We start from the raw sequence: 22,069 nt of genomic DNA, 5'->3' as shown, positions 1-22,069 counted from the left end.
CACCTTAATCACAGGGCCGTGCCTTTGTTCAACTCGTAACGGGAGCGGCTCGCTTGGGTTCATGCCCTCGTATACGTGTCCAGACGGGCGTTCGTCTCCCGGAGGGCGATGGTGAGGGGATGCCGCGGCTCGGTCAGGATCCGCCGGGCCGGGCCCGCTTCGACGATTTCGCCCGCGTCCAGTACGGCGACGCGGTGAGCGAGGGCCGCGCTGTCCAGGTCGTGGGTGATGAGGACGACGGCGAGGTCGTCGCGGTCGCGGACCAGTGCGGCGAGCAGGTCGAGGATGCCCCGGCGGGTGACGGTGTCGAGGCCCGAGGTGATCTCGTCACAGATCAGGACCCGGGGGCGGGCGAGGAGGGCGCGGGCCAGGGCGGCGCGCTGGAGTTCGCCGCCGGAGAGCTCGCCGGGGCGGCGGTGGGCGAGTTCCTCCGGGAGCCCGAGGCTCGCGAGGGTGGTGAGGGCCTCGCCGGTGGCCGCCTCCTGGCCGGTGCCCCGCAGCCGGACGGCGGTGCGGGCCACTTGGGCGAGGACCGGCCGGTGCTCGTCGAAGGCGGCTCTGGCGTCCTGGAAGACGTACTGCACGGCAGCCAGCTGGGCCCGGCTGCGCTGCCGGAGGCTTCGGGGCAGCGGGGTGCCGTCCAGCAGGATCTCGCCGTCGTGGTCCCGGTGCAGTCCGGCGAGACAGCGGGCCAGGGTGGTCTTTCCGCTGCCGGAGCGGCCGACCACGGCCAGGCACTCGCCGGGGTGCAGGGCGAGGTGCGGGGTGCGCAGGACGGTGGTGCCGCGCCGGGTGCCGTCACGGTGCCGGGCGGTGAGGTCGCGTACGCGCAGGGCGGGATGGCGGCCGGTACGGGTGGGGTCCGCTTCCTCTCCCTGTTCCTGTTCCTGATCGTGATCGTGAAACGCGCGAGTGGTGTGCTGTGCGTCGAGGAGCCGGCGGGTCCACTCGTGGCGGGGGGCGAGCCACAGCCGGCCGGCGGGGCCCGACTCGACGACCCGGCCGGCGCGCAGGACGAGGACCTCGTCGGCCAGGGCGCGGACGACGTCGAGATCGTGACTGAGCAGGACGATCGCGATGCCGCGCGCCGCGACCGCCGCGAGCTGGTCGACGATACGGCTCTTGGTGAGCGCGTCCTGTCCGGTGGTGGGTTCGTCGGCGACGATGACGCGGGCGCCGTGGAGCAGGGCCTGGGCGAGGACGACGCGTTGCTGCTGGCCGCCGGAGAGTTGGTGCGGGTAGCGGCGCAACAGGGGTTCGGCGTCCGGGAGCTGGGCGTCGGACAGGGCCCGTAGGACCAGTGCGCGGGCCGCCCCGCGGCGTTCGCGGCGGGGCAGGTGGCGAACCTGAGGGCGTGCGAGGTCGGTGAGCAGGGCGCTGACGCGGCGGGCGGGGTTGAGGACGGCGGCGGGATGCTGCGGCACGTATCCGACCGGGCCGGTCCCGGGCGGCCTGCGTATCCCGCCCGTGACCCGGGCCCCGCGCGGGTACTCGCCCAGCAGAGCGAGGCCGGTGGTGGTCTTGCCGCTGCCGGAGGTGCCGACGAGGGCGGTGACGTGGCCGGGGAGTACACGGAGGCTGACGCCGTCGACGATGGCGTGCGCGTTGACCTCCACTCGGAGGTCACGGAGTTCGGCGAGGGGCTCCGGGGTCGCGTCCGTCTCGTCGTTCACAGTCGCCGTCCCTTCCTTCTCGGGCTCTTCTCCAACGCGGCGTCGAAGAGCAGGTTCGTGCCCGTCGTCAGGGCGACGATCAGCAGCGCGGGTACCACCACGGCCCAGGGCTGTACGAACAGGCCCGTGCGGTTGCGGTCGATCATGACCGCCCAGTCGGCGGCGTCCGGGGCGACGCCCACGCCCAGGAACGCGGCCGTCGACACCAGGTACAGCACGCCGGTCAGCCGGACACCTGCGTCGGCGGCCAGGGTGCGCAGCGCCGAGCGGCCGACGTAACCGACGGCGACGCGCCACCACGACTCGCCCTGCATGCGCAGCGCCTCCACCGCGGGCCGGGCCGCCGCCTCGGCCGCCGCGGCCCGTACGATCCGGGCGGCGTCGGGCACGTTCACCAGCGCCACCAGCAGCGCGAGGCCGGTGGCACCCGGCGGGAACACGGACGCCACCAGCAGGATCAGCAGCAGCGACGGTACGGCCAGCAGCACGTCAAGGGGCCGCATCAGCAGTTCCTCCAGCGGACGCCGGTGGGTGAGCGCCCCGACGAGTCCGGCGGGCAGGGCCACGAGGTAGGCGAGGGCCGTCGCGGCGAGCGCGGTCAGTACGACGGTACGACCGCCGCGCAGCACCTGCTGCCAGACGTCCCGGCCCACGAAGTCGGTGCCGAGCCAGTGGCCGTCGCCGAGGGTGAAGGAGGCACCGCGGGGGCCCGGGGCGCCGGCGAGGAGCGGTCCGAGGAGAGCGATGGCCAAGGGCACGGCGACCATGGCGAGGCCGAGCAGGTGACGGCCGGCAGGGCGCGCCGACACGAGTGGGGGTGTCATGCCGCCACCCCCGCCCTCGGCGTCAGCCGGTACGCCACCACGTCCGCGCCCAGGTTGAGGACGACGGTCAGCACGCCGAAGACCACGGCCAGCCCCTGCACCACCGGCACGTCCCGCTCGGCGACCGCGTTGAGGAGGACCGTCCCGAGGCCGGGGATCACGAAGAGCGCCTCCACGACGATGACCCCGCACAGCAGCCAGTCGATGGTCCGGGCGAGTTGCTGGACGGCCGGGGCGAGGGCGGCCGGCAGCGCGTGGGCGTAGCGGACGCGGGCGCCGGGGACGCCGTAGCGGCGGGCGTGGGCCGCGTAGGGCGAGGCGAGCGCCTCGACCATGCCGGCCCGGACCAGCCGGGACAGGGAGCACACCGGTCGGGACAGCAGGAGCAGCACCGGCAGGACCAGCACGGCCGGGTGGGAGAGCAGGTCCGTCCCGTAGCCGACCGCTGTCGGCGGCAGCCAGGCCAGCTTCAGGGCGAACACCGTCACCAGCAGCACCCCGAGGGCGAACTCGGGGACGGCGTACACGGCGAGCGTCACGGCGCTGACCAGCCGGTCGACCGGCCGCCCTTCGTGGCGGGCGGCGAGCACGCCGAGTCCGAAGCCGAGCGGGACGAGCAGGGCCAGGGTGAGCGCGGCCAGCAGCAGGCTCGGGCCGAAGCCGTCGGTGATGTACCGGGCCACCGGGCGGCCGGAGGTGAGCGAGGTGCCGAAGTCGCCGTGCGGCAGGCCCGCGGCCCACTCCGCCAGGCGTTCGTACGCCGGCCGGTCCAGGCCCAGGGTTTCGCGGATCGCCGCGATGCGCGCGGGGTCGGGCTGGTCACCGGCGAGGGCCACGGCGGCATCGCCCGGCAGCGCCTCGGTGAGCGCGAAGACCAGCAGGACCACGGCCACGGTCTGGGCGAGACCGAGGAGCAGCCGCCGGACGACGAACCGTCTCACGTGAGCCACACCTTGTCGAAGCGTGCCCAGTCGAGGGTGTTGGCGGGGGCCTTGGTCTCGACTCCCCTGACGTTGCGGGCCGTTCCGAGGATCCAGTCGGCGAAGCCCCAGACCAGGAAGCCGCCCTCGGTGTGCAGGCGGCGCTGCATCCGCTCGTAGACGGCGGCCCGCTCGGTCCTGTCGCGGGTGGACTGCGCCTGCTGGTAGAGGGCGTCGAAGTCCTTGTGCCGCCAGTGGGTGGCGTTGGTGGTGGAGTCGGTGAGCAGCCGCTGCGAGATGTGGGCCTCGATGGGCATGGCGCCGGAGCGGTAGCAGCACAGGGTGCCGCCGTCGAGGACGTCGCTCCAGTACGAGTCCTTGCTGCCCGTCTTCACGTCGATCGTGACGCCGGCCTTGGCGGCTTGGTCGCGGAAGATGCTCGCGGCCTCCGTGAAGCCGGCGGCGACGGCCGAGGTGTCCAGGGTGACCTTCAGTTTCTCCGCGCCGGCCCGCCGCAGCAGGGCACGGGCGCGGTCGAGGTCCTGTTCGCGCTGGGGCAGTCCGTCGGCGTAGTACTCGTAGCCCTTGCCGAACAGGTCGTTGCCGATCTCGCCCGCGCCGGAGAGGGCACCGTCGACGAGTTCGCGGCGGTCGGCGATGAGGAAGAACGCCTCGCGGACCCGTTTGTCGTCGAAGGGCGGCCGGTCGGTCTTCATGCAGAACGCCTGCATGGCGCTGTTCCGCAGCCGCACGATCTCGATCTGGCCCCGGCCCTCGTGGGCGCGGGCGGTGGTGGGGTTGAGTTCGTGCGCGTACTCGACCTGGCCGGCGAGGAGGGCGTTGACGCGGGCGGACTCCTCGTTGGCGACGACGAGTTCGAGCTCGTCGAGGTGCGGGGCGCCGTCCCAGTAGTCCTCGTAGCGGCGGAAGACGGCGGAGCGGCCGGGCGCGAAGGAGGTGAGGCGGAAGGGGCCGGAGCCGATCGGCTTGCGGTCGAAGTCGGCCGCGTCCTCGGGGACGATGTACGCGCCGAACGCCGCCAGGACGTTGGGGAATTCGGCCGTGGGGCGCTTGAGGACGAACTCGATGCTCCGTTCGCCGGTGGCACGGCTGGCGTCGAGGTCGATGGGTTCCAGGGACGCCTTGGCGCGGAAGGCCCGCTTCGGGTCGGCGATGCGGCGGTAGCTGTGGAGGACGTCCTTCGCGGTGACCGGCCTGCCGTCGTGGAAGGTGGCCCGGCGCAGGGTGACCCGCCAGCGGTCGAGGGTCTTGTTCGGCTCCCACTTCTCGGCGAGGCGGGGCCGGGCGGAGAGGTCGGCGTCGTAGTCGGCGAGTTTGTCGTAGAGGGCCTTGGCGCGGGCGACGTCGGCGAAGAGGTTGGCCAGGTGCGGGTCGAGGGTCTCGCTCGCGCCGCCTCCGGCGAAGGCGGCGCGCAGCCGTCCGCCGCGCTTCGGCTTTCCGCTGCCGCTGTCCGCCTTGTCGTCGGTGCCGGTGCCGCAGCCGACGAGGGCGAGGGCGGCAGCGCCGGTGGTGGCGGTGAGGAAACCCCGGCGGCGCAGGCCGGGAAGGAGTTCGTGGTGCATGGCTGGTCCTTCGGGTGTCAGTGGGTGTGCGGGAGGCGCGCGACGAGGTGCAGCCGGTCGCCGTCGGTCGTCCGGCCGGGCAACCGGTCCTCCTGCCAGGGCGGTTCGGTGCGGGGGCCGGGGCCGTCGTGGAGTTCGAGCGGCTCGAAGCCGTGGCCGGTGAGGAAGTGCCGCAGCTCGTGGGGAAACAGCAGCCGCCAGGCGGAGTGCTGTTCGACGGGCGGGGCTTCGTCGTCCGTGGTCCAGACGCGGGTACGGCGCAGGAGCTGGTCGGTGCGGTCCACGGCGAGGGTCGTCCGGGACCTGTAGGCCGTGCCCCGCCAGGTGAACTCGTCCACGGCGGGCCGGTCGAGCAGATCCGTACGCCCCAGGAAGTACGCGCCGTTGCGCATCTCGGCGACCAGCAGACCGCCCGGCGCGAGGGCGTGGCGGCAGGAGGCGAGGAAGCCGTCGAGCTGGTCGTTGGTGTGGCAGTACAGCAGGGAGCTGTCCAGGCAGACGACCGCGTCGAAGGCGTCGCGGCCCAGATCGAAGGCGTGCAGGTCTGCGCGGGCGTACCGCGGGCCGGGGTGGTGGGTGCGGGCGTGGGCGAGCATCGTCTCGGACAGGTCGGCGCCGGTCACGGTCCGGCCGGCCGCGTGCAGGGCGGCGGCGTCGCGGCCGGTGCCGCAGCCCATGTCCAGCACGCGCGGCCCGGCCCCGTGGCGGCGCAGGCAGTCCTCCGCCCACCGCGCGGCCAGCCGCTCGGCGTCGGGGAAGCGGGCCTCGTACAGCTCCGGGTGGTCGGTGAGCAGGTTGCCGCTGGTCACACCTTGCTCCTCTCCCCCGCCGGGGCGGTGGCGTCGGGAGCGGGGCTCACGGGCAGGGCGCCGAGCCGGTGCAGCCAGGCCACACCGAGCGCGGAGGAAAGGCCGAAGAGGGCGCAGCACACCCAGGGCAGCCATGCGGTGCCGTGCTGCCCGGCGTCCATGGCCCAGCCGACGGCGGTGTTGCCGAGGGCCGCGGCGATACCCGAGACGACGTAGAAGATCCCGAAGTAGGTGCCGGTCAGCTCGGGGCGGCCGAAGCCGGGGATCAGCTCCATCACGAACGGCTGGGCGACCATGATGCCGACGTAGAGCAGCAGGGCACCGGCCAGGACGGGCACCGCGCCCGGATCGAAGGCCGGCGGCAGGAAGGCCAGCCCCATCACCACGAGCCCGACGGCGATCCAACGCCCCCTGCTGCCACGGGTCTTGAGGCTCCTGGTGATCCGCAGCTGCAGCGTCAGGTTGGCCACCGTACCGACGAGGAAGACGAGGCCCGCCGCCCCGTCCCAGCCGGTGGCCTCCCTCGCCCCGGTCGGCAGGAGCAGATACAGCTGGTTCTCCAGGGTGAACATGCCGACCATGGCGAGCGCGAAGGCCAGGAACGCCCGGTTGCCGAGCACCTCACGCCAGTCCCCGAGGACGCCTCCGCCGCTCGGCGCGGCCTTCCGCGCGGGCAGGACGAGGGCCTGCGCCACGGTGAGCACCGCGAAGATCCCGGCGGCGGTCAGCGCGGACGTACGGAAGTCGACGAGGAGCAGAACGCTGCCGAGCAGCGGTCCGAGCAGCGCGCCGGTCGTGGCGAACACGTTGAACAGGGCGAACGCCTCGGCCCTGTTCTCCCCCGCCTCCTGGGCGAGGTACGCCCGCACGGCCGGGTTGAACAGGGCCCCGGCCACGCCGCTGAGCACGGAGGCCGCGAGCAGCACCGCCAGTCCGTCGCCGAGCGCGAACAGCGCGAAGCCGAGGGTGCGCAGGGCGCATCCGGCGATGATGACGCCCCGCGCGCCGAGCCGGTCGGAGGCGGAGCCGCCGATGATGAACAGGCCCTGCTGGCTGAGGTTGCGGACGCCGAGCACGATGCCGACGACCGCGGCCGAGAGGCCCAGGTTCTCGGTGAGGTGGGTGGCGAGGTAGGGGATGAGCAGGTAAAAGCCGGTGTTGACCCCGAGCTGGTTGACCAGCAGCAGCCGCACGGCGAGCGGGAAGCGCCGCATCTCATGCCACGTCCTCACGGACCACCACCTCCTCGACACCCAGGCCGGGACGGCCGGTCGTCCGTACGACGCCGTCGGTGCCGCCGATCCCGGTCCACGGGTCGTGGGCGAGCAGCAGGTGCCCGTCGAGGTCGGTCCAGCGGGCCCGGTCGGCCAGGTGGACGGCGGGGGCGAGTCCGAGGCTGCTGGCGGTCAGGCAGCCGAGCATCAGCTCGGTGCCGCTGCCCTCGACGGACTCGGCGATGCGCAGGGCGGCGTGCACTCCGCCGCACTTGGCGAGCTTGACGTTGACGCCGTGGACGCGTCCGGCGAGGCGGCGGACGTCGTCCAGCCCGACGGCGTCCTCGTCGGCGATGACGGGCAGCGGTGCGCGCTCCGCGAGGGCGGCCAGCGCCTCCGGGTCCCCGGGGGCGACGGGCTGCTCGACGGCTTCCACGCCGAGGCCGGCGAAACGCGGCAGCAGGGCGTCCGCCTGAGCCGGGGTCCAGGCGCCGTTGGGGTCGAGGAGGAGCCGGGCGCGGGGGGCGGCGTCCCGGATGACGCGGACGCGCTCGACGTCCTCCTCGGGGTCGGGGGCGCCCGCCTTGACCTTGATGACCTGAAAACCGCTCGCGGCGAGCCGGCGGGCCTCGGCCGCCGCGCGGCTCAGGGCGGTGATGCCGATGGTGCGGGCGGTGGCGGCGACGGGCGGCACGGTGGCTCCGAGGAGACGGTGCACGGGGACGCCCGCGCGCTTGCCGGTCAGGTCGAGCAGCGCCGCCTCGACGGTGGCGGTGACCGCGGGCGGCACGTCGCCGAAGGGCTTCTCCTCCGCCCGCAGGGCCTCCAGGGCGCTCTCCGGAGCGGCGAAGCGGCCCAGGTCGACGGCGGTGAGGAGCCGCAGCAGCGTCTCGGTGCCGAGTTTCTGGTACACGCTAGTGACGGCTTCGCCGTGGCCGCGCAGCCCGTCGTGTTCGACGGTCAGCCACACGGCGTCGCGTGCGGCCATGGTGGAACGGGAGATGCGCAGCGGCTCGGCGAGTTCGAGTCGTACGGTGCGCAGGGTGGACTTCACGAGCTCTCTTCCTGGGGGGCGGGGGCGGCGAGCGGGTCGCCGACCCGGGTGCAGCGGGCCCAGCCGGCGGCTTCCGCCGCGTGCGGGTGCGGTATCTCGACGGGCCGGGAGGCCGCGGTGGACGGGTCGAGGCCGTGGGCGGTGGTGAAGTCGTCGTCGTAGACCGTGCCGAGGTAGCGGTGCGGGCCGTCGGGGAAGACGGTGGCGACGACCGCTCCGGGATGGACGCGGGACGCCCAGGCGGCGACCCGGGCGGCGGCTCCGGTGCTCCAGCCGCCGCTGACGAAGGCGCCGCGAGCCAGGGCGCGGCAGCTGTCCACGGCCTCCGCGGGGCCGACCCAGTGGACCTCGTCGAAGGCGTCGTAGGCGACGTTGCGCGGGTGGATGCTGCTGCCCAGGCCGCGCATCAGGCGGGGCCGGGCGGGCTGGCCGAAGATGGTGGAGCCGGTGGCGTCGACGCCGATGAGCCGCAGGGCCGGCCAGTGCCGCCGCAGCGGACCGATGATGCCCGCACTGTGCCCGCCGGTGCCGACGCTGCACACCAGGATGTCGAGGTGGTCGAGCTGGACGGCGAGTTCGGCGGCCAGGGAGGCGTAACCGGCGGTGTTGTCGGGGTTGTTGTACTGGTCGGGCCAGTAGGCGCCAGGCAGTTCGGCGAGCAGCTCCCGCAGCCGGGCGAGGCGGGCGGCCTGCCAGCCACCGGGCTGGGCCGGCCGGTCGACGATCTCCAGCCTGACTCCGTGCGCGCGCAGCAACTGCCGCATGGACGGTTCCAGTTCGCTGTCGCCGACCAGCACGATCGGGTGGCCGAGGGCCTGTCCGGCGAAGGCGAGGCCGATGCCGAGGGTGCCGGAGGTGGACTCCACCACGGGGGCGCCGGGCAGCAGTTCGCCGCGCTCGCGGGCGCCGAGCAGCATGGACACGGCGGCCCGGGCCTTCATCCCGCCGGCCGCGAGCCCTTCGAGCTTGGCCCAGAAGCCGGGGTGCGGGCCGGGCAGGTCCGCGGTGATCCGGGCCAGTGGGGTACGGCCGACCAGGGAGAGCAGTTCCCGTCGTGCGGCCGGCCGGAGCGCGGTCGCGGTCATCGCTCGCCTCCCGGACCGGAGCCGTCGTACCGGTGGACGACGCCGGGCCCGCCGTCGAGCCAGAAGAACGGGTACGGCTCCGCGCACACCGCGCTGACGCCCTGCCCGAGGAAGCGCGGCAGGACGGCGCTTCCGGTCTGGGCGAACATCACCAGCCGCTTGCCGTGCGTGAGGGCGTGCCGTCGCAGGGGTTCGAAGGTGCCGTTGCCCAGGGTCATGCCGGAGACGAGCAGCGCGTCACAGCGGCCGGCCGCGGCGAGCGCGTCGGCGACGACCGGCTCGCCCCACTCGGTCTCGCCTCCCTTGAGATCGCAGGGGACGTAGCGCAGATCGCGTGAACGGAGCTCCTCCAGAAGGGAGTTGACCACGCCCACGACGAGCACGGTGGTGCCCGGGGGCAGGTCGAGCAGGCCGACGACGGCCGTGGCCCGGGCGCGGGACTTCTCGAGGGACGTACCGGCGGGCAGCGGTACCGGCACGGCTCCGTGGGCCGGGGTGTGCGGCAGGACGTGCATCAGGTAGGCGTCCAGGGCCGCCACGCGTACCGGTGGCAGCGGGTGCTCCAGCAGTCGGGCCACGTCCGCGCCCACGCATTCCTCGACCGCGCTGTCCGGCAGCGCCCCGGGCTCGACCGCGCAGGAGCCGACGGCCTCGGCGAGGCGCAGGCTGAGCACCTCGTTGCGGTAGCCGGTGCCGCGCCCGTCGTGCCGGACGGCCTGCCGGGTGGTGAAGGCGACGGCGACGCGGAACGTGCCCGGGTCCGGCCCGAGTTCGCCCACGCGTACGCGGCGCACGAGGTCGTCGTACGAGCCGCACGTCGGCGGCGCGGCGAGGGCCGCGGGAGTGGTCCACGCCTCGGCCGCGGTGCCTGATGCCGTGCGGATGAGCGCGTTCACCGGATCACCAGCCCGGCCCGCAACCCGTCCAGCAGGCTCTCGACCCGCTCGCGGGCCCCGAGTCCGCCGGGGTCGCCGGCCATCACGTGCCCCAGGTACTCGTTGTTGCTGCCCGCCGCCCGCACCGCCCTTCCGGGCTCGGCGAGTTGGACCTCCAGCACATCGGACAGCTCCCGCAGCCCGCCGCCGTCCAGCGCCTCAAGGGTCCCCGAGGCTCCGGGCACCAGGAAGCCGACGGCGGCGCTGCGCAGCCCGGTGTCGACGCGCCGCAGGTCGGGTGCGCGGCCCAGGGCGACGTCGACGAACGCGGCGGCGAGGTCGATGCCGGTGACGTGGCGTATGAGCTCGGTGATGCGGTTCCCGGCGGGCCGGGGGTTGACCTCGACGACCCGCGGCCCGGCGGAGGTCAGCTTGATCTCCGTGTGCGCCACGACCCCCTCGGTCAGGCCGAGGGCCTTGAGCGCGGCCAGGGCGGTCTGCTCGGCGGCCTCGGTGTCGGCGAGGGTCAGGGCGGCGGGGAACATGTGGCCGGTCTCGACGAAGGCGGGCGCCCCGCCGACGCTCTTGTCGGTCACGCCGACCACCTGGACCGCGCCCGCGTACGAGACCGTCTCGACGCTCACCTCCGGGCCGTCCAGCAGTTCCTCGAGCAGGACCACGGGGGTGCGTCGCTGTCCGCGGGCGTTGACGGGGAAGCCGGCCAGGGCCCGGCAGGCGTCGGCGAGCTGGGCTTCGTCGTCCACCCGGCGGACGTACATGCCGGCACACAGGTCCACGGGCTTGACGACGAGCGGGTAGCCGATCTCCCGCGCGGCCCGCGCGATCTCGGCCCACTCCTCGCGGACGGCGAAGCGCGGTCCCGGCACCCCGGCGTCGGCGAGGACATGGCGGGTGGCGTCCTTGCGGCAGGCGTTCTGGACCGCTTCCGCCCCCGGGCCGGGCAGACCGAGGCGGTCCGCGATGCGCGCCACCGCCGGCAGGTAGTAGTCGCAGGACGTGACGACCCCGTCGAAGCCGAGCACCCCGTGCAGCCGCTCGGCCTCGGACAGCAGTGCCTCGACGTCGTTGGTGTCGGCGGTGATGACGTTGCGGGCCCCGAGCAGGGGGTGGGCCGTCCCCTCGGGCGCGGAGCGCAGGTAGTGGTGCAGGTCGCGGGTGAGGAACGTGAACGCGTGTCCGTTCTCCCGGATCGCCCGCGGCAGCAGTCTGCTCATGGAGCCGACCCAGCTCTCGACCACCAACAGATGAGCCACAACTCCCCCTTTCTTGCGGTGGGTTCGGGGCGTGCGGGCAGCCCGGCGATCCCTCGGGGCGAGGGCGCCGGGTGTTGCCGCCGACGACGTTATCGATAATCATTTTCATTGTCATCTGATTGAGCGAAAGATCTTCCGGAGAACCTGTTGCCCCCTCCCCTACGCCGCACCGCGCTGCTCTGCGCCCTGACGGCCGCCGCCGCCCTGCTCCCCGCGACTCCGGCCCCGGCGGCCCCGCCGTCCTCCCGGCTCCGCTTCGCCACCTGCCCCGGTTCCGTCCCCCGGCCGGCCGCGCCGGAGCGTGTCGAGTGCGGGCGGATCAGCGTGCCGCTCGACTGGCACCGGCCCTCGGGCCCGCGCATCGAGGTGGCGGTCTCACGGATACGCGCCTCGGGCACACCCCCCGAACGGCGCGGCCTCCTCCTGGTCAACCCGGGCGGCCCGGGTGGCTCGGGGCTCCCCTACGCGGTCACCAAGCGCGCCAGACTCCCCGAGAGCGTGCGGCGTGCGTACGACGTCGTGGGCTTCGACCCGCGCGGCGTCGGACAGAGCACTCCCGTCGACTGCGGTCCGATGGGCGGCCTCTTCGACAGCCCGGGAAGCGACCCGGTACCGACGGGTGCCCGGGCGGAGCGCGTGTACCTGGCCTCCCTGCGCGCCATGGCCGGCGACTGCGCCCGGCACGCGGGCCGTCTGCTGCCGTACCTGTCCACCGAGCAGACGGCGTACGACATGGACGCGATCCGCGCGGCCCTCGGCGAACCGCGGACGAGCTTCCTCGGTGTCTCGTACGGCAGTTACCTCGGCGCGGCCTACACCGCCCGTTTCCCGCACCGCGTCGGCCGGATGGTGCTGGACAGCGTGGTCGGCCCGTGGGACTGGTACGACTTCGACGTGCTGCAGAGCCGGGCCCTGCTGCGCCAGCGCGACGTCTTCTTCGCCTGGACGGCCGCCCGTGCCCGGCGCTTCGGCCTGGGCGGGACGCCGGCCGCGGTACGGGACGCGTACCTCCGGGTACGGCGGGAGCTCGCCGCACGGCCGGTGGCGGGCTTCGGCCCGGCGGAGTTCGACCGCGCCGTGTACCGCGCCCTGGGCCGCACCGAACGCTGGGCGGGCCTCGCCGACGGCCTGCGCGGCCACTTGGCCGACGGCGACCCGGACGGTCTGCGCCCGGCCACCCCCTTCGACAGCCCGGACTCCCGTAACTACGAGGCCGCCAACCGCGTCGTCAAGTGCGCCGACGGTCCGGCCCCCCCGCCCCCGCGAGATCGTCACGGACCTCCGCCGCACCCGTCGCCTCGACCCGCGGCCGGTGCTGACGGGCATGGAGGCGAACACCTGCGCCTACTGGCACCACCGGCCCGCCCACCGCACCGCGCTCGGCAGCCCGGACGCCCCACCGGTCCTGCTCGTCGCCTCCGCGCACGACCCCGTCACACCCGTCGAGGGCGCCCGCGGCCTGCGGCGTCTGCTGCCCGGCTCACGCCTGGTCACCCTCGACGACGACTACTCGCACGGCGTGTTCGCGAGCCGTGGCAACGCGTGCGTGGACGAGACCGTGGCGGCCTACCTGGTGGGCGGCACGGTTCCCGCGGCGGACGTGCGGTGCGCGGGCCCGGGTCTGCCCGATTGATCACCTGACGTCGGCTCAGGTCTCCTTCCAGACCAGCACGGTCAGCACCGCGCTCGCCACGGTGACCGGGACGGCGGACTGGTTCAGCAGCCTGATGCGCATGCTCCGGCCCGAGGGGAGCCGCTTGGTCAGGGGGACGACCGCGAAGGTGCCGCCGCCGGTCCCGATGATCTCGTGGATCGGGTGCTCCGCGCGGTGCTGGTCGCCCTGGTACTCGGACATGCGCGCCTGGACCACCGCACCCGCCGGCAGACCGTCGATGCGCAGGCCGAGGCTCCCGCTGAACCGGGCCGGGCCACGGGCGAAGACGCTCCCGCCACTGGCGTGGTCGCCGGTCTCGTCGGCCCACTCGGAGGTGAACTCGATCGAGTTCCAGGCACCGGGCGCGAGCCGGTACGGCTGGGCGATACCGAGGTTGACGTACTGGGGCATGGGGTCCTCTCCTCTCCACCGGCCCGCTGGGAGGGCCAGGGCGTCGGCGACGTCACGGCGGAAGCCGGCCATGTCGAATCCACGGGGATCGGGCTTCCAGTCGCTCCACTCCAGGTGGCCGATGGTGCTCTTGTGGCCCCAGCCGTGCGCGCGGCAGACGGCGACGGTGGCCTTGACGATGGCGTCGTACTGGACCTGCGGCCACGGGTCCCTGCCGTCGCCCTTGTTCTCGCACTCCCAGCCGTAGAAACGGGCGTTGCCGTCGACCGCGCCGGCCGAGCCGTCGTGTTCGTGCGTGGGGGGCGGGTACGTGCCGTACGACTCGCCGATGACCGCGTCGAGCACGTCGCCGTCGCCGCCGCCGGCGTGGTTGGCCCGGCCGTTCCCGGTCAGGTGGACGACGCCGTCCTTGGTGATGCAGCCGGTGGCGAGCGGACCGGGCAGGGCGCTGTGGCCGTGGTAGATGAGATCGACGACGTCCGTGCCGGGGCCGGTGACGGTGTGATGGATCATCACACCGTGCACGGGGCCCCACGGGCCCTTGTGGTTACGGTTGTTGGTGCGCCAGCCGCCGACCTCGTGGACGGCGCAGCCCTCGGCCTTCAGCGCGGCGACGAGCCGGGTGGCGGTGAGCGGAGTGGCCATGAGTCAGTCCTCCGTTCCGGCGCGCGAGCGTGCCGGTCTGAAGACGGTGCGATGCACGATGCGATCGCAACTGGGGAGCCCTGGCCTGGGAGCGGGTCGGTCCACTGAGTGTGTCCGGGCGGTTCGTCCACGGTGCCTGCCACGCGAACCTCGCCAGGTATCCGTATTCTTCCGCCGCTCGTCTCGTCGCTCACCTCGCCCTGCCCACATTCGCAAATTAGGCGCGATAACGACGCGCCCTGCCCACCGGGCAGGGCGCTGTGAGTGGCCCCTGGGGCCGGCGGGCGTGGAGCGCCGGGTGCGGTATGAAAGTCGGCGCGGTCGTCGTGTCCGAAGAGCGGGCAGCGCAACCATGCGGGGCGGGAACAGGCCGCACGCCGGAGTGAGCGCCCGCCGCGCGCCGGGTACCCCGCCTCCGTCGCGCTATCCCCGGCGGCGATACGCGCGCTCTGGTCGACGGGCGGGCTCACCCGGCCGTCGCTAGACCATCTCCGGTTGCGGTTCCGCCCGCGGTGCGGGCACGGACTTCGGCTCCCACCGGTTGACGGTCCGTAGGTAGCCGTAGATCACGGAGACCATCGCCAGAATGACCAGCGGCCCGGCCACCCACGGATGCCGGGCCATCTCCACCGGCAGGTAGCGGTAGGAGACCAGAAGCAGGGCGAAGACCGTGGTCCCGTAGGCCACCAGCAGGGCCCCCGAGCGGTCCCAGCCGCGCTCGAGCGCACGCAGCGCGGCCTCGATCGTGAGCGTGAACACCACGCCGGCCACGAGGTCCACGCCGTAGTGGTAGCCGAATCCCAGCGTCGCGGTGAGCGTGGCGATCAGCCAGAACGTGCCCGCGAACCGCAGTGCGCGCGGGCCCTTGCGGGTGTGGATGAAGATCGCGACGGCCCAGGCCGTGTGCAGGCTGGGCATGCAGTTGCGTGGGGTGATCCCGTCGAACGGCATCGACTGCGGGGGGTCGAGCGGCGGCGGTATGTCCGGCCACAGGTTGGCCAGCGCCCAGTGCTCGGTGCGCGGCGCGTCCGACCACCACAGGCTGATGTCGTCCCAGTGCTCGGTGCCGGTGCCGTAGGCGTAGATCGGCCCGACCACCGGGAAGATCATGTAGATGCCCGGCCCGAGGAGACCTATGACCAGGAAGGTGCGCACCAGGTAGTGGCGCGGGAAGCGGCGCTCGGCCGCCACGTTGCGCAGCTGGTACAGCGCGACGAGGACCGCGGCCACCGCGAGCTGGCCGTAGACGAAGTCGAGGACGTTGTAGCCGACCACGCCGGTGGCGGTGACGATCCGGCCCGCCAGCCACGAGGGGTTGCCCAGCGCGTGGTCGGCGGTCGCCACGTACGGGTCGAGCACCGTCGGATGGGCCTTCGACGTGATGTGCAGCCAGGTGTCGCCGGCCTTTCGGCCGGCGACCAGCAGCAGGCCCAGCCCGACGCCCTTCAGCAGCAGGACGCGTTCCGCGCCGGTGCGGCGCGTGAGGGCGACGACCCCGCAGCCCAGCAGCACCCACCACGCCCCGTTGCCGAAGTGATGTCCCTCGGTCACCTTGATACCGGCCGCCCACCGCACCAGCAGGAAGACGACGTCGATCCCGATCGCGGTGCCGAGCGCGAGGAACCGTTCCCGCTTGGTGAGCACCACCATCATCAACGCCAGCCCGGCATACAGCAGGGCGCCCGACTTGGGGGCGACGACCAGCTCCCGCACCTGGGTGGTGATCGGCCCCTGCACGCCGTAGTGACGCGCGGCCATCTCCAGGGCGATGAGGAAGCCGAGGATCACGACACCCGCTGCGGCCCACAGCGTGCCCCTGCGTCTTATGCGCGAGGATATTCGCGTTGTTATAGGTATCAATTGTTTTATTCGGTTTGTGTGACGATAGTGGAGTGATCGAACATGCTATCGGAGTAGTGTGCCCCGGTCGGCCGTTTTCCGGGAGTCTCCGCGATTGTTCAGCGGTGCTCCGGGTTGTCCGCCCCCGGGCGGCAGCCGGCATCCCACTGTGAACGCTGGTTGCCGTAGGCGGGAATACCTCCGGCGCGCTTCAGCAGGGCGGCCAGATGCATCAGGTTCCAGGTCATGAAGCTGGTGTTGCGGTTGGTGAAGTCGTTCTCCGGACCGCCCGAACCCGGGTCGAGGTACGACGGCCCCGGGCCGGCCGCACCGACCCAGCCGGCGTCCGCCTGGGGCGGGATCGTGTAGCCGAGGTGCTGGAGGCTGTAGAGCAGGTTCATGGCGCAGTGCTTCACGCCGTCCTCGTTGCCGGTGATGAGGCAGCCGCCGACCCGGCCGTAGTAGGCGTACTGCCCCTGGGAGTTGAGCAGCGAGGAGCAGGCGTAGAGACGCTCGACGATCTGCTTGGTGACCGAGGCGTTGTCGCCCAGCCAGATCGGGCCGGCCAGGACCAGGATGTCCGCCGCCATCACCCTCTCGTACAGGCCGGGCCAGGCGTCGGTGGCGAAGCCGTGCTCGGTCATGTCGGGGTAGACGCCGGGGGCGATGTCGTGGTCGACCGCGCGGATCACGTCGGTGGTCACACCGGCGGCGTCCATGATGGCCCGGCTCTTGTCGATCAGGCCCTGCGTGTGGCTGAGCCCGGGGGACGGTTTGAGGGTGCAGTTGACGTAGAGGGCGGTCAGATCGTCGTAGCGGTGCACGGAGTCACCGGAGGATGCGGCTGTCGTCATGGAGGCAGCGTCGCGCGCGAAGTCCCGTTTGTCCCGGTTCGACGCACCGGGCGCGTCCTTACGGAGTCATGACGTGCGGGCGCGGTCCCGTGGTGCGGCGCCGGTGCGGGCCTAGCGTGGCCGTATGCGCGTACTGGTCACCGGCGGTGCCGGATTCATCGGGTCCCATGTCGTCTCCGCGCTCGGCGAGCACGGGCACGAGGCGGTCGTGTTCGACGTGCGGGAGGATCCCGGCGCCGACGTACGGGACCGGGCGGCGGTCCGTCACGCCCTGGCCGGTGTCGACGCCGTCTGCCACCAGGCCGCGATGGTCGGGCTCGGCGACGGGGTCTCCGACGCGGCGGAGTACGTCTCGCACAACGATCTCGGAACCGCCGTACTGCTCGCCGCCATGGCCGAGTCAGGTGTACGGCGTCTCGTGCTGGCCGGGTCGATGGTCGTCTACGGGGAGGGGCGGTACGAGTGCCGCCGCCACGGGGTCGTACGGCCCGGGCCGCGGACCGTCACCGACCTCGACGCGGGGCGGTTCGAGCCGCCGTGTCCGGTGTGCGGGGCGGCCCTCGTCCCCGGGCTGGTCGGCGAGGACGCCCCGGCCGATCCACGGAACGTGTACGCGACGACCAAGCTGGCCCAGGAGCACCTGGCCGCCGCCTGGGCCCGCTGCACGGGCGGGTCGGCGGTGTCGCTGCGCTACCACAACGTGTACGGTCCCGGCATGCCGCGCGACACCCCGTACGCCGGGGTCGCCTCCTTCTTCCGCTCGGCGCTCGCCCGGGGCGAGGCCCCGCGGGTGTTCGAGGACGGACGGCAGCGACGGGACTTCGTGCACGTGCGGGACGTCGCGGCGGCCAACGTGGCCGCCCTGGAGGCCTCGTCACCCGAGGGGACGCTCACCGCGTACAACACCGGCAGCGGTGACCCGCGCACCGTCGGCGAGATGGCGCGGGCGCTGGCCGCCGCGTACGGCGGGCCGGAGCCGGTCGTCACCGGCGAGTACCGGCTCGGGGACGTACGGCACATCACCGCGGACTCGTCGCGACTGCGCGACGGGCTGGGGTGGAAGCCGGAGGTCGGGTTCGAAGAGGGCATGGCGGAGTTCGCGCGGGCCGGGCTGCGGGGGGCATAGAGCCGGTGGTGCTGCCCGTGTTCACGAAGCGGCGGCGGGCAGCACCACCTCGAAACGGCAGCCGCCGGGGATGTTGCGTACGGTGGCCCGGCCCTGGTGCGCCTCCACGATCCCCCGGACGATGGCGAGGCCGAGGCCCGCGCCGGCCGGGGGTGTCCGGGCGTGCGTGCCGCGCCAGCCGGTGTCGAAGACGCGCGGCAGATCCTCCTCGGGAATGCCGCCGCAGGCGTCGGTCACGGACAGCACCACGCCCTCGGCGGTCCGCTCCGCGGCGATGGCGACCGTGCCGTCGGCCGGGGTTCGGCGGATGGCGTTGACCAGCAGGTTGCCCAGCACCCGGCTCATCTCCTTGCCGTCCACCTCCACCGGCACCGGCTCGATCCGGCCGCCCACCAGCCGCACCCCGTGCTCCCGGGCGAGCGGGTCGGCTCCCGCCAGCGCGTCACCGATCAGGTCGTAGAGCGAGATCCGGGCGCAGGACAGCGGCAAGGTGCCCGCGTGGATGCGGGAGAGTTCGAAGAGGTCGCCGACCATGTCGTTGAGGCGTTCGACCTCGGTGCGGATCTGCCGCAGATAGCGGCCGGGGTCGGCGGCGACGCCGTCCTCCAGGGCCTCCGACATGGCGCGCAGACCGGCCAGCGGGGTGCGCAGGTCGTGCGAGATCCAGGCGACGAGTTCGCGTCGCGAGGTCTCCAGGGCGCGTTCCCGCTCCCGGGACTCGGCGAGTCTGGCGCTGGTGGCGGCCAGCTCGCGGCTCAGGTGCTCCAGTTCCGCGGTGGCCGGGCCGTCGGGGGCGGCGAAGTCCCCGCCGTCGCCGAAGGAGCGGGCGGCCACGGCGAGTTCCCGGCTGCGGGCGACGACCCAGCGGCCCAGCAGCAGCGCGGTGGCCAGCGACACGACGGCCGCCATGGCGACGACGGTCGTGACCACGGACAGGTCGTGCGGGGACAGGAACATCGCCCAGGCGACGGCGAGCGTGCCGGCGAGCATCGCGACGACCCCGACGGCGGCGACCACGGCGAGGGAGGCGGTGAGCGAGCGGCGCCGGATCAGACGCAGCGCGCCCGCCCCGGCCAGACCGGTGGCCGCGGCACCCGCGAAGGCGTACAGGGCGATGAGGAGCGTGTCGTTCACGATCCGTTCTCCTCCCCTCCGGCTCCGGTGGCGTCGAAGCGGTAGCCGACGCCCCACACGGTCTGGATCAGGCGGGGCCGGGCCGGATCGTCCTCGACCTTGCCGCGCAGGCGGCGGACATGGACCGTGACGGTCGACAGGTCGCCGAAGTCCCAGCCCCACACCTCGCGCATCAGGTCCTCGCGGCTGAAGGCCCGTCCCGGGTGGCGCAGGAAGTAGGAGAGCAGGTCGAACTCCCTCAGGGTGAGGGCGAGTTCGGTGCCGTTCTTGGTCGCCCGGCGGGCCTGAGGGTCGATAGTCAAGCCGGCGGCCCCGAGCCGGTGCCCCGTGGCGGCGGGCCTGCTGCGGCGCAGCACCGACTCCACGCGCAGCACCAGCTCGCGCGGGCTGAACGGCTTGGTGACGTAGTCGTCGGCGCCGACCTCCAGGCCCAGGATGCGGTCGTCCTCGTCGCCGCGGGCGGTGAGCATGATGACCGGGACCGGCCCCTGCCCCCGCATCCGCCGGCAGACCTCGAGGCCGTCCATGCCGGGCAGCATCAGGTCGAGCACGACCAGGTCCGGCCAGTGCGCGGCGACCCGGGTGAGGGCCGTCGGGCCGTCGTCGGCCCGGTCGACGACGTAACCGGCGCGGTCCAGATACCCGGTGACGACCTCGGCGACGGTCGGGTCGTCGTCGACGACCAGGATCCGCGGGGAGGCGTCGGGGGTCTCCTCGTGCTGATGAGGCGGCTGCATGCCTCCAGACTGGCACCAGACCGGCTTCGCCACCGCGCCCGGGCGCCTCCGGGCCGCCGACGTCCGCGTTTCGTAAGGAGCGGATGTCCGTTATGCGGCGATTCGTGTTCGTAGGGTGAGAGCCGTGAAGACGACTCCTTCGGACGTCGACGTGGTGCTGCCCTGCCTGAACGAGGCCGGGGCCCTGCCCTGGGTCCTCGAGCGGATCCCGCCGGGCTGGCGCGCACTCGTCGTCGACAACGGTTCCACCGACGGCTCGGCCGAGGTCGCCCGCGCGTACGGCGCGACCGTCGTACGCGAGCCCCGCCGGGGCTTCGGCGCGGCCTGCCACGCCGGACTGACCGCGTCCACCGCCGACGTGGTGTGCTTCTGCGACTGCGACGCCTCCCTCGACCCGTCGCTCCTCGTGCCCTTCGTGCGCGAGGTGCGCGAGGGCGGCGCCGACCTGGTCCTCGGGCGGCGGCGTCCGCGGGGGCGGGGCGCGTGGCCCGCGCACGCCCGCGCCGGCAACCTCGCCCTGGCGCGGATGCTGCGCCGCCGCACCGGGCTGCGTCTGCACGACCTCGGTCCGCTGCGCGCCGCCCGCCGCGAGCCGCTGCTCGCCCTCGGTCTCACCGACCGGCGCAGCGGCTATCCGCTGCAGATGGTGGTCCGCGCGGCCGACGCGGGCTGGCGGATCGCCGAGTACGACGTGCCGTACCTGCCGCGCACCGGGACCTCCAAGGTGACGGGCACCTGGCTCGGCACCTGGCAGGCCGTCCGGGACATGAGCCGGGTCCTGGCCGACGGGAGGGCCGGACGATGACCACACTTCTCGTCATCGCCAAGGAGCCCCGGCCGGGGCGGGTCAAGACGCGGCTCACCCCACCGTTCACGCCTCAGGAGGCCGCGTCGCTCGCCGAGGCGTCCCTCGCGGACACCCTGGACGTGGTCGCGGCGACCCCGGCCACCCGCCGGATCCTCGTCCTCGACGGGGATCCCGGCCCCTGGCTGCCGCCCGGCTTCGACGTCGTACGGCAGTGCGCGGGCGGTCTGGACGAGCGGCTGGCGGACGCCTTCGCACGCTGCGACGGCCCGGCCCTGCTGATCGGCATGGACACCCCGCAGGTGACACCGGAGCTGCTCACGACGGACCTCGCTGACGGTGCCGCGTACTTCGGCCCGGCGGAGGACGGCGGCTTCTGGGCCCTCGGCCTCGCCGATCCCGACCCGGCCCTGCTGCGGGGCGTGCCCATGTCCACACCGGTGACCGGGGCCGTCCAGCGGGAACGGCTCGTCGCGGCCGGGCTGCGGGTACGGGACCTGCCCCGGCTCCGGGACGTCGACACCGCCGCCGACGCCCACGCCGTCGCCGCTCTCGCCCCGCACGGCCGGTTCGCCGCCCGGCTGGCCTCGTTCACCTCGGTCACCGCGCGATGAGCGCCCCGCCCGCCACCGCCCTCGCCTGGGCGAGCGCCGACCCCTACGCCGCCGCCCTGCGCGCCGGCCGCGGACCGCTGTTCCTGCGGCGCTCCGACGGCTGGCTGCTGCCGCTGGAGGTGGAGCGCTGGTGCGCCCGAGCCGACGCGGTCGACCGGGACGTGCTGGACCGGTGCGAGGGGACCGTGCTGGACGTGGGCTGCGGGCCCGGGCGGCTGGTGGCCGAACTCGCCGGGCAGGGCCGGACCGTCCTCGGCATCGACGTCAGCGGGGCCGCCGTCGACCACACCGTGCGGCTCGGCGGGCAGGCACTGCGGCGCTCGGTGTTCGAACCCCTGCCCGGCGAGGGCCGCTGGGGCACCGTCCTGCTCATGGACGGCAACGTCGGCATCGGCGGCGACCCGAGTGCCCTGCTGGACCGGGCGGCCGAACTCCTGCGCCCCGGCGGCCTGCTCATCGCCGAGACCGCCCCGGTGGACATCGACGAACGCGTCCACGTCCGCATCACCGACGCGCACACGGCGGCCGCCGGCGCCGCCTTCCCCTGGGCCCGGATCGGCACGCCGGCGCTCCTCCGGTACGCACGGGGGTGGGAGCGGTCCGGTCAGTGGACGGCCGGCGGGCGCCGCTTCGCCGCCCTGCGCAGCCGCAGCGCCAGCAGCAGCGCCGAGCCCCCGAAGAGGACGGCGGTGATCAGCAGCCAGCGGGCGAGGAAGCCGTCCGGCGACAGTCCGGTGCCGAGCCGGTAGCGCCGCTCCACCATGCCGCTGATCAGCGGGAACCACACGAGCAGCAGCAGCCCGGACAGGGCCGCCGGCACGCGCACGTACGGCACCCACTCCCGGCGCGTCCCCAGCCCTCGTACCAGCGTGCGGTCCGCCGCCGCGTACAACGGCAGCAGCACCAGGTCGTGCAGCAGGGCCGCCCCCACGAACCACA

Annotated in this window: 20 protein-coding genes and 1 pseudogene; 6 read left to right on the top strand and 15 right to left on the bottom strand. The window is 73.7% G+C overall.

The features are described 5' to 3' along the window. Window positions 1–59: 59 nt before the first annotated feature. Genes IE97_RS0124230 through IE97_RS0124185 form a run of 10 tightly spaced genes read right to left on the bottom strand, consistent with a single transcriptional unit; the run spans window position 60 to window position 11,311 of the window. Window positions 60–1,673: an ABC transporter ATP-binding protein gene (locus IE97_RS0124230; protein WP_037844702.1), complete on the bottom strand. Its 1,614-nt coding sequence runs from the start codon at window positions 1,671–1,673 to the stop codon at window positions 60–62. After that, entirely contained in the window at window positions 1,670–2,497 is an 828-nt protein-coding gene (locus IE97_RS0124225; protein ID WP_030244355.1) for an ABC transporter permease, read from the bottom strand. The genes IE97_RS0124230 and IE97_RS0124225 overlap by 4 nt, the downstream gene beginning before the upstream one ends. Next, complete coding sequence (locus IE97_RS0124220; RefSeq protein ID WP_420706135.1) at window positions 2,494–3,438, bottom strand: ABC transporter permease; 945 nt, start codon at window positions 3,436–3,438, stop codon at window positions 2,494–2,496. Before IE97_RS0124220 ends, IE97_RS0124225 begins: the two co-directional genes overlap by 4 nt. Continuing rightward, the gene (locus IE97_RS0124215) at window positions 3,435–5,000 is read right to left on the bottom strand and encodes an ABC transporter substrate-binding protein (protein ID WP_030244347.1); all 1,566 of its coding nucleotides are present in this window, start codon (window positions 4,998–5,000) and stop codon (window positions 3,435–3,437) included. The genes IE97_RS0124220 and IE97_RS0124215 overlap by 4 nt, the downstream gene beginning before the upstream one ends. A 17-nt stretch (window positions 5,001–5,017) precedes the next feature. Next, window positions 5,018–5,809 carry a class I SAM-dependent DNA methyltransferase gene (locus IE97_RS0124210; RefSeq protein ID WP_030244344.1) on the bottom strand — a complete coding sequence of 264 codons (792 nt, stop codon included), beginning with the start codon at window positions 5,807–5,809 and terminating at the stop codon, window positions 5,018–5,020. Beyond that, on the bottom strand, window positions 5,806–7,041 hold the full coding sequence (locus IE97_RS0124205; RefSeq protein WP_030244341.1) for an MFS transporter: 1,236 nt from the start codon (window positions 7,039–7,041) through the stop codon (window positions 5,806–5,808). Before IE97_RS0124205 ends, IE97_RS0124210 begins: the two co-directional genes overlap by 4 nt. After that, complete coding sequence (locus IE97_RS0124200) at window positions 7,025–8,077, bottom strand: dipeptide epimerase (RefSeq protein ID WP_030244338.1); 1,053 nt, start codon at window positions 8,075–8,077, stop codon at window positions 7,025–7,027. The genes IE97_RS0124205 and IE97_RS0124200 overlap by 17 nt, the downstream gene beginning before the upstream one ends. Beyond that, on the bottom strand, window positions 8,074–9,162 hold the full coding sequence (locus IE97_RS0124195; RefSeq protein WP_030244336.1) for a PLP-dependent cysteine synthase family protein: 1,089 nt from the start codon (window positions 9,160–9,162) through the stop codon (window positions 8,074–8,076). Before IE97_RS0124195 ends, IE97_RS0124200 begins: the two co-directional genes overlap by 4 nt. Further along, on the bottom strand, window positions 9,159–10,046 hold the full coding sequence (locus IE97_RS0124190) for a Rossmann-like domain-containing protein (protein WP_030244333.1): 888 nt from the start codon (window positions 10,044–10,046) through the stop codon (window positions 9,159–9,161). Before IE97_RS0124190 ends, IE97_RS0124195 begins: the two co-directional genes overlap by 4 nt. Window positions 10,047–10,054: 8 nt before the next feature. Beyond that, window positions 10,055–11,311 (bottom strand): ATP-grasp domain-containing protein, encoded by a 1,257-nt coding sequence (locus tag IE97_RS0124185; protein ID WP_030244330.1) that lies wholly within the window; start codon window positions 11,309–11,311, stop codon window positions 10,055–10,057. A gap of 324 nt (window positions 11,312–11,635) precedes the next feature. Here IE97_RS0124185 and IE97_RS43140 point away from each other — a divergent pair. Next, a pseudogene (locus IE97_RS43140) lies at window positions 11,636–12,172 on the top strand (alpha/beta fold hydrolase); the annotation flags it as partial. A gap of 463 nt (window positions 12,173–12,635) precedes the next feature. After that, a complete protein-coding gene (locus tag IE97_RS43135; RefSeq protein WP_234331853.1) occupies window positions 12,636–12,944 on the top strand; it encodes an alpha/beta hydrolase in 309 nt (102 codons plus the stop codon). Window positions 12,945–12,959: 15 nt separating this feature from the next. Here IE97_RS43135 and IE97_RS0124175 read toward each other — a convergent pair whose 3' ends face one another. From IE97_RS0124175 to IE97_RS0124165, 3 genes are all read right to left on the bottom strand, one after another. After that, on the bottom strand, window positions 12,960–14,021 hold the full coding sequence (locus tag IE97_RS0124175) for an N-acetylmuramoyl-L-alanine amidase (protein WP_030244328.1): 1,062 nt from the start codon (window positions 14,019–14,021) through the stop codon (window positions 12,960–12,962). A 480-nt stretch (window positions 14,022–14,501) separates the two neighbouring features. Beyond that, entirely contained in the window at window positions 14,502–15,830 is a 1,329-nt protein-coding gene (locus IE97_RS0124170; RefSeq protein WP_037835825.1) for a DUF5933 domain-containing protein, read from the bottom strand. 149 nt (window positions 15,831–15,979) lie between these two features. Then, window positions 15,980–16,714 carry a flavodoxin family protein gene (locus tag IE97_RS0124165; protein ID WP_030244323.1) on the bottom strand — a complete coding sequence of 245 codons (735 nt, stop codon included), beginning with the start codon at window positions 16,712–16,714 and terminating at the stop codon, window positions 15,980–15,982. 124 nt (window positions 16,715–16,838) lie between these two features. Here IE97_RS0124165 and IE97_RS0124160 point away from each other — a divergent pair, with 124 nt between their 5' ends. Next, on the top strand, window positions 16,839–17,840 hold the full coding sequence (locus IE97_RS0124160; RefSeq protein ID WP_030244320.1) for an NAD-dependent epimerase/dehydratase family protein: 1,002 nt from the start codon (window positions 16,839–16,841) through the stop codon (window positions 17,838–17,840). A gap of 21 nt (window positions 17,841–17,861) precedes the next feature. Here the strand turns inward: IE97_RS0124160 and IE97_RS0124155 are convergent, their stop codons facing one another. Further along, window positions 17,862–18,974 carry a sensor histidine kinase gene (locus IE97_RS0124155; RefSeq protein WP_030244317.1) on the bottom strand — a complete coding sequence of 371 codons (1,113 nt, stop codon included), beginning with the start codon at window positions 18,972–18,974 and terminating at the stop codon, window positions 17,862–17,864. Then, window positions 18,971–19,711 (bottom strand): response regulator transcription factor, encoded by a 741-nt coding sequence (locus tag IE97_RS0124150; protein WP_030244315.1) that lies wholly within the window; start codon window positions 19,709–19,711, stop codon window positions 18,971–18,973. Before IE97_RS0124150 ends, IE97_RS0124155 begins: the two co-directional genes overlap by 4 nt. Window positions 19,712–19,826: 115 nt before the next feature. Between IE97_RS0124150 and IE97_RS0124145 the strand changes: the two genes are divergently transcribed. The 3 genes from IE97_RS0124145 to IE97_RS0124135 are packed head-to-tail and all read left to right on the top strand — an operon-like array spanning window position 19,827 to window position 21,879. Continuing rightward, window positions 19,827–20,516, top strand: a complete 690-nt coding sequence (locus IE97_RS0124145; RefSeq protein ID WP_037835770.1) for a glycosyltransferase family 2 protein — start codon at window positions 19,827–19,829, stop codon at window positions 20,514–20,516. Beyond that, a complete protein-coding gene (locus tag IE97_RS0124140; RefSeq protein ID WP_030244309.1) occupies window positions 20,513–21,130 on the top strand; it encodes a TIGR04282 family arsenosugar biosynthesis glycosyltransferase in 618 nt (205 codons plus the stop codon). Before IE97_RS0124145 ends, IE97_RS0124140 begins: the two co-directional genes overlap by 4 nt. Further along, entirely contained in the window at window positions 21,127–21,879 is a 753-nt protein-coding gene (locus tag IE97_RS0124135) for a class I SAM-dependent methyltransferase (protein WP_030244308.1), read from the top strand. The genes IE97_RS0124140 and IE97_RS0124135 overlap by 4 nt, the downstream gene beginning before the upstream one ends. Window positions 21,880–22,069: the final 190 nt, after the last annotated feature.

This window comes from Streptomyces sp. NRRL S-455, from assembly GCF_000717875.1.
In the GTDB taxonomy this organism is placed as follows: domain Bacteria; phylum Actinomycetota; class Actinomycetes; order Streptomycetales; family Streptomycetaceae; genus Streptomyces.
Note: the sequence above shows the minus strand (reverse complement) of the source record. Positions and strands in the feature narration are given on the sequence as shown.

Bases quoted from the DNA above. Each gene is read 5' to 3' on its own strand.
- IE97_RS0124225 (WP_030244355.1), bottom strand. From the start codon at position 2,497: ATGACACCCCCACTCGTGTCGGCGCGCCCTGCCGGCCGTCACCTGCTC.
- IE97_RS0124215 (WP_030244347.1), bottom strand. From the start codon at position 5,000: ATGCACCACGAACTCCTTCCCGGCCTGCGCCGCCGGGGTTTCCTCACC.
- IE97_RS0124195 (WP_030244336.1), bottom strand. From the start codon at position 9,162: ATGACCGCGACCGCGCTCCGGCCGGCCGCACGACGGGAACTGCTCTCC.
- IE97_RS43135 (WP_234331853.1), top strand. From the start codon at position 12,636: ATGGAGGCGAACACCTGCGCCTACTGGCACCACCGGCCCGCCCACCGC.
- IE97_RS0124175 (WP_030244328.1), bottom strand. From the start codon at position 14,021: ATGGCCACTCCGCTCACCGCCACCCGGCTCGTCGCCGCGCTGAAGGCC.
- IE97_RS0124165 (WP_030244323.1), bottom strand. From the start codon at position 16,714: ATGACGACAGCCGCATCCTCCGGTGACTCCGTGCACCGCTACGACGAT.
- IE97_RS0124160 (WP_030244320.1), top strand. From the start codon at position 16,839: ATGCGCGTACTGGTCACCGGCGGTGCCGGATTCATCGGGTCCCATGTC.
- IE97_RS0124150 (WP_030244315.1), bottom strand. From the start codon at position 19,711: ATGCAGCCGCCTCATCAGCACGAGGAGACCCCCGACGCCTCCCCGCGG.
- IE97_RS0124140 (WP_030244309.1), top strand. From the start codon at position 20,513: ATGACCACACTTCTCGTCATCGCCAAGGAGCCCCGGCCGGGGCGGGTC.
- IE97_RS0124135 (WP_030244308.1), top strand. From the start codon at position 21,127: ATGAGCGCCCCGCCCGCCACCGCCCTCGCCTGGGCGAGCGCCGACCCC.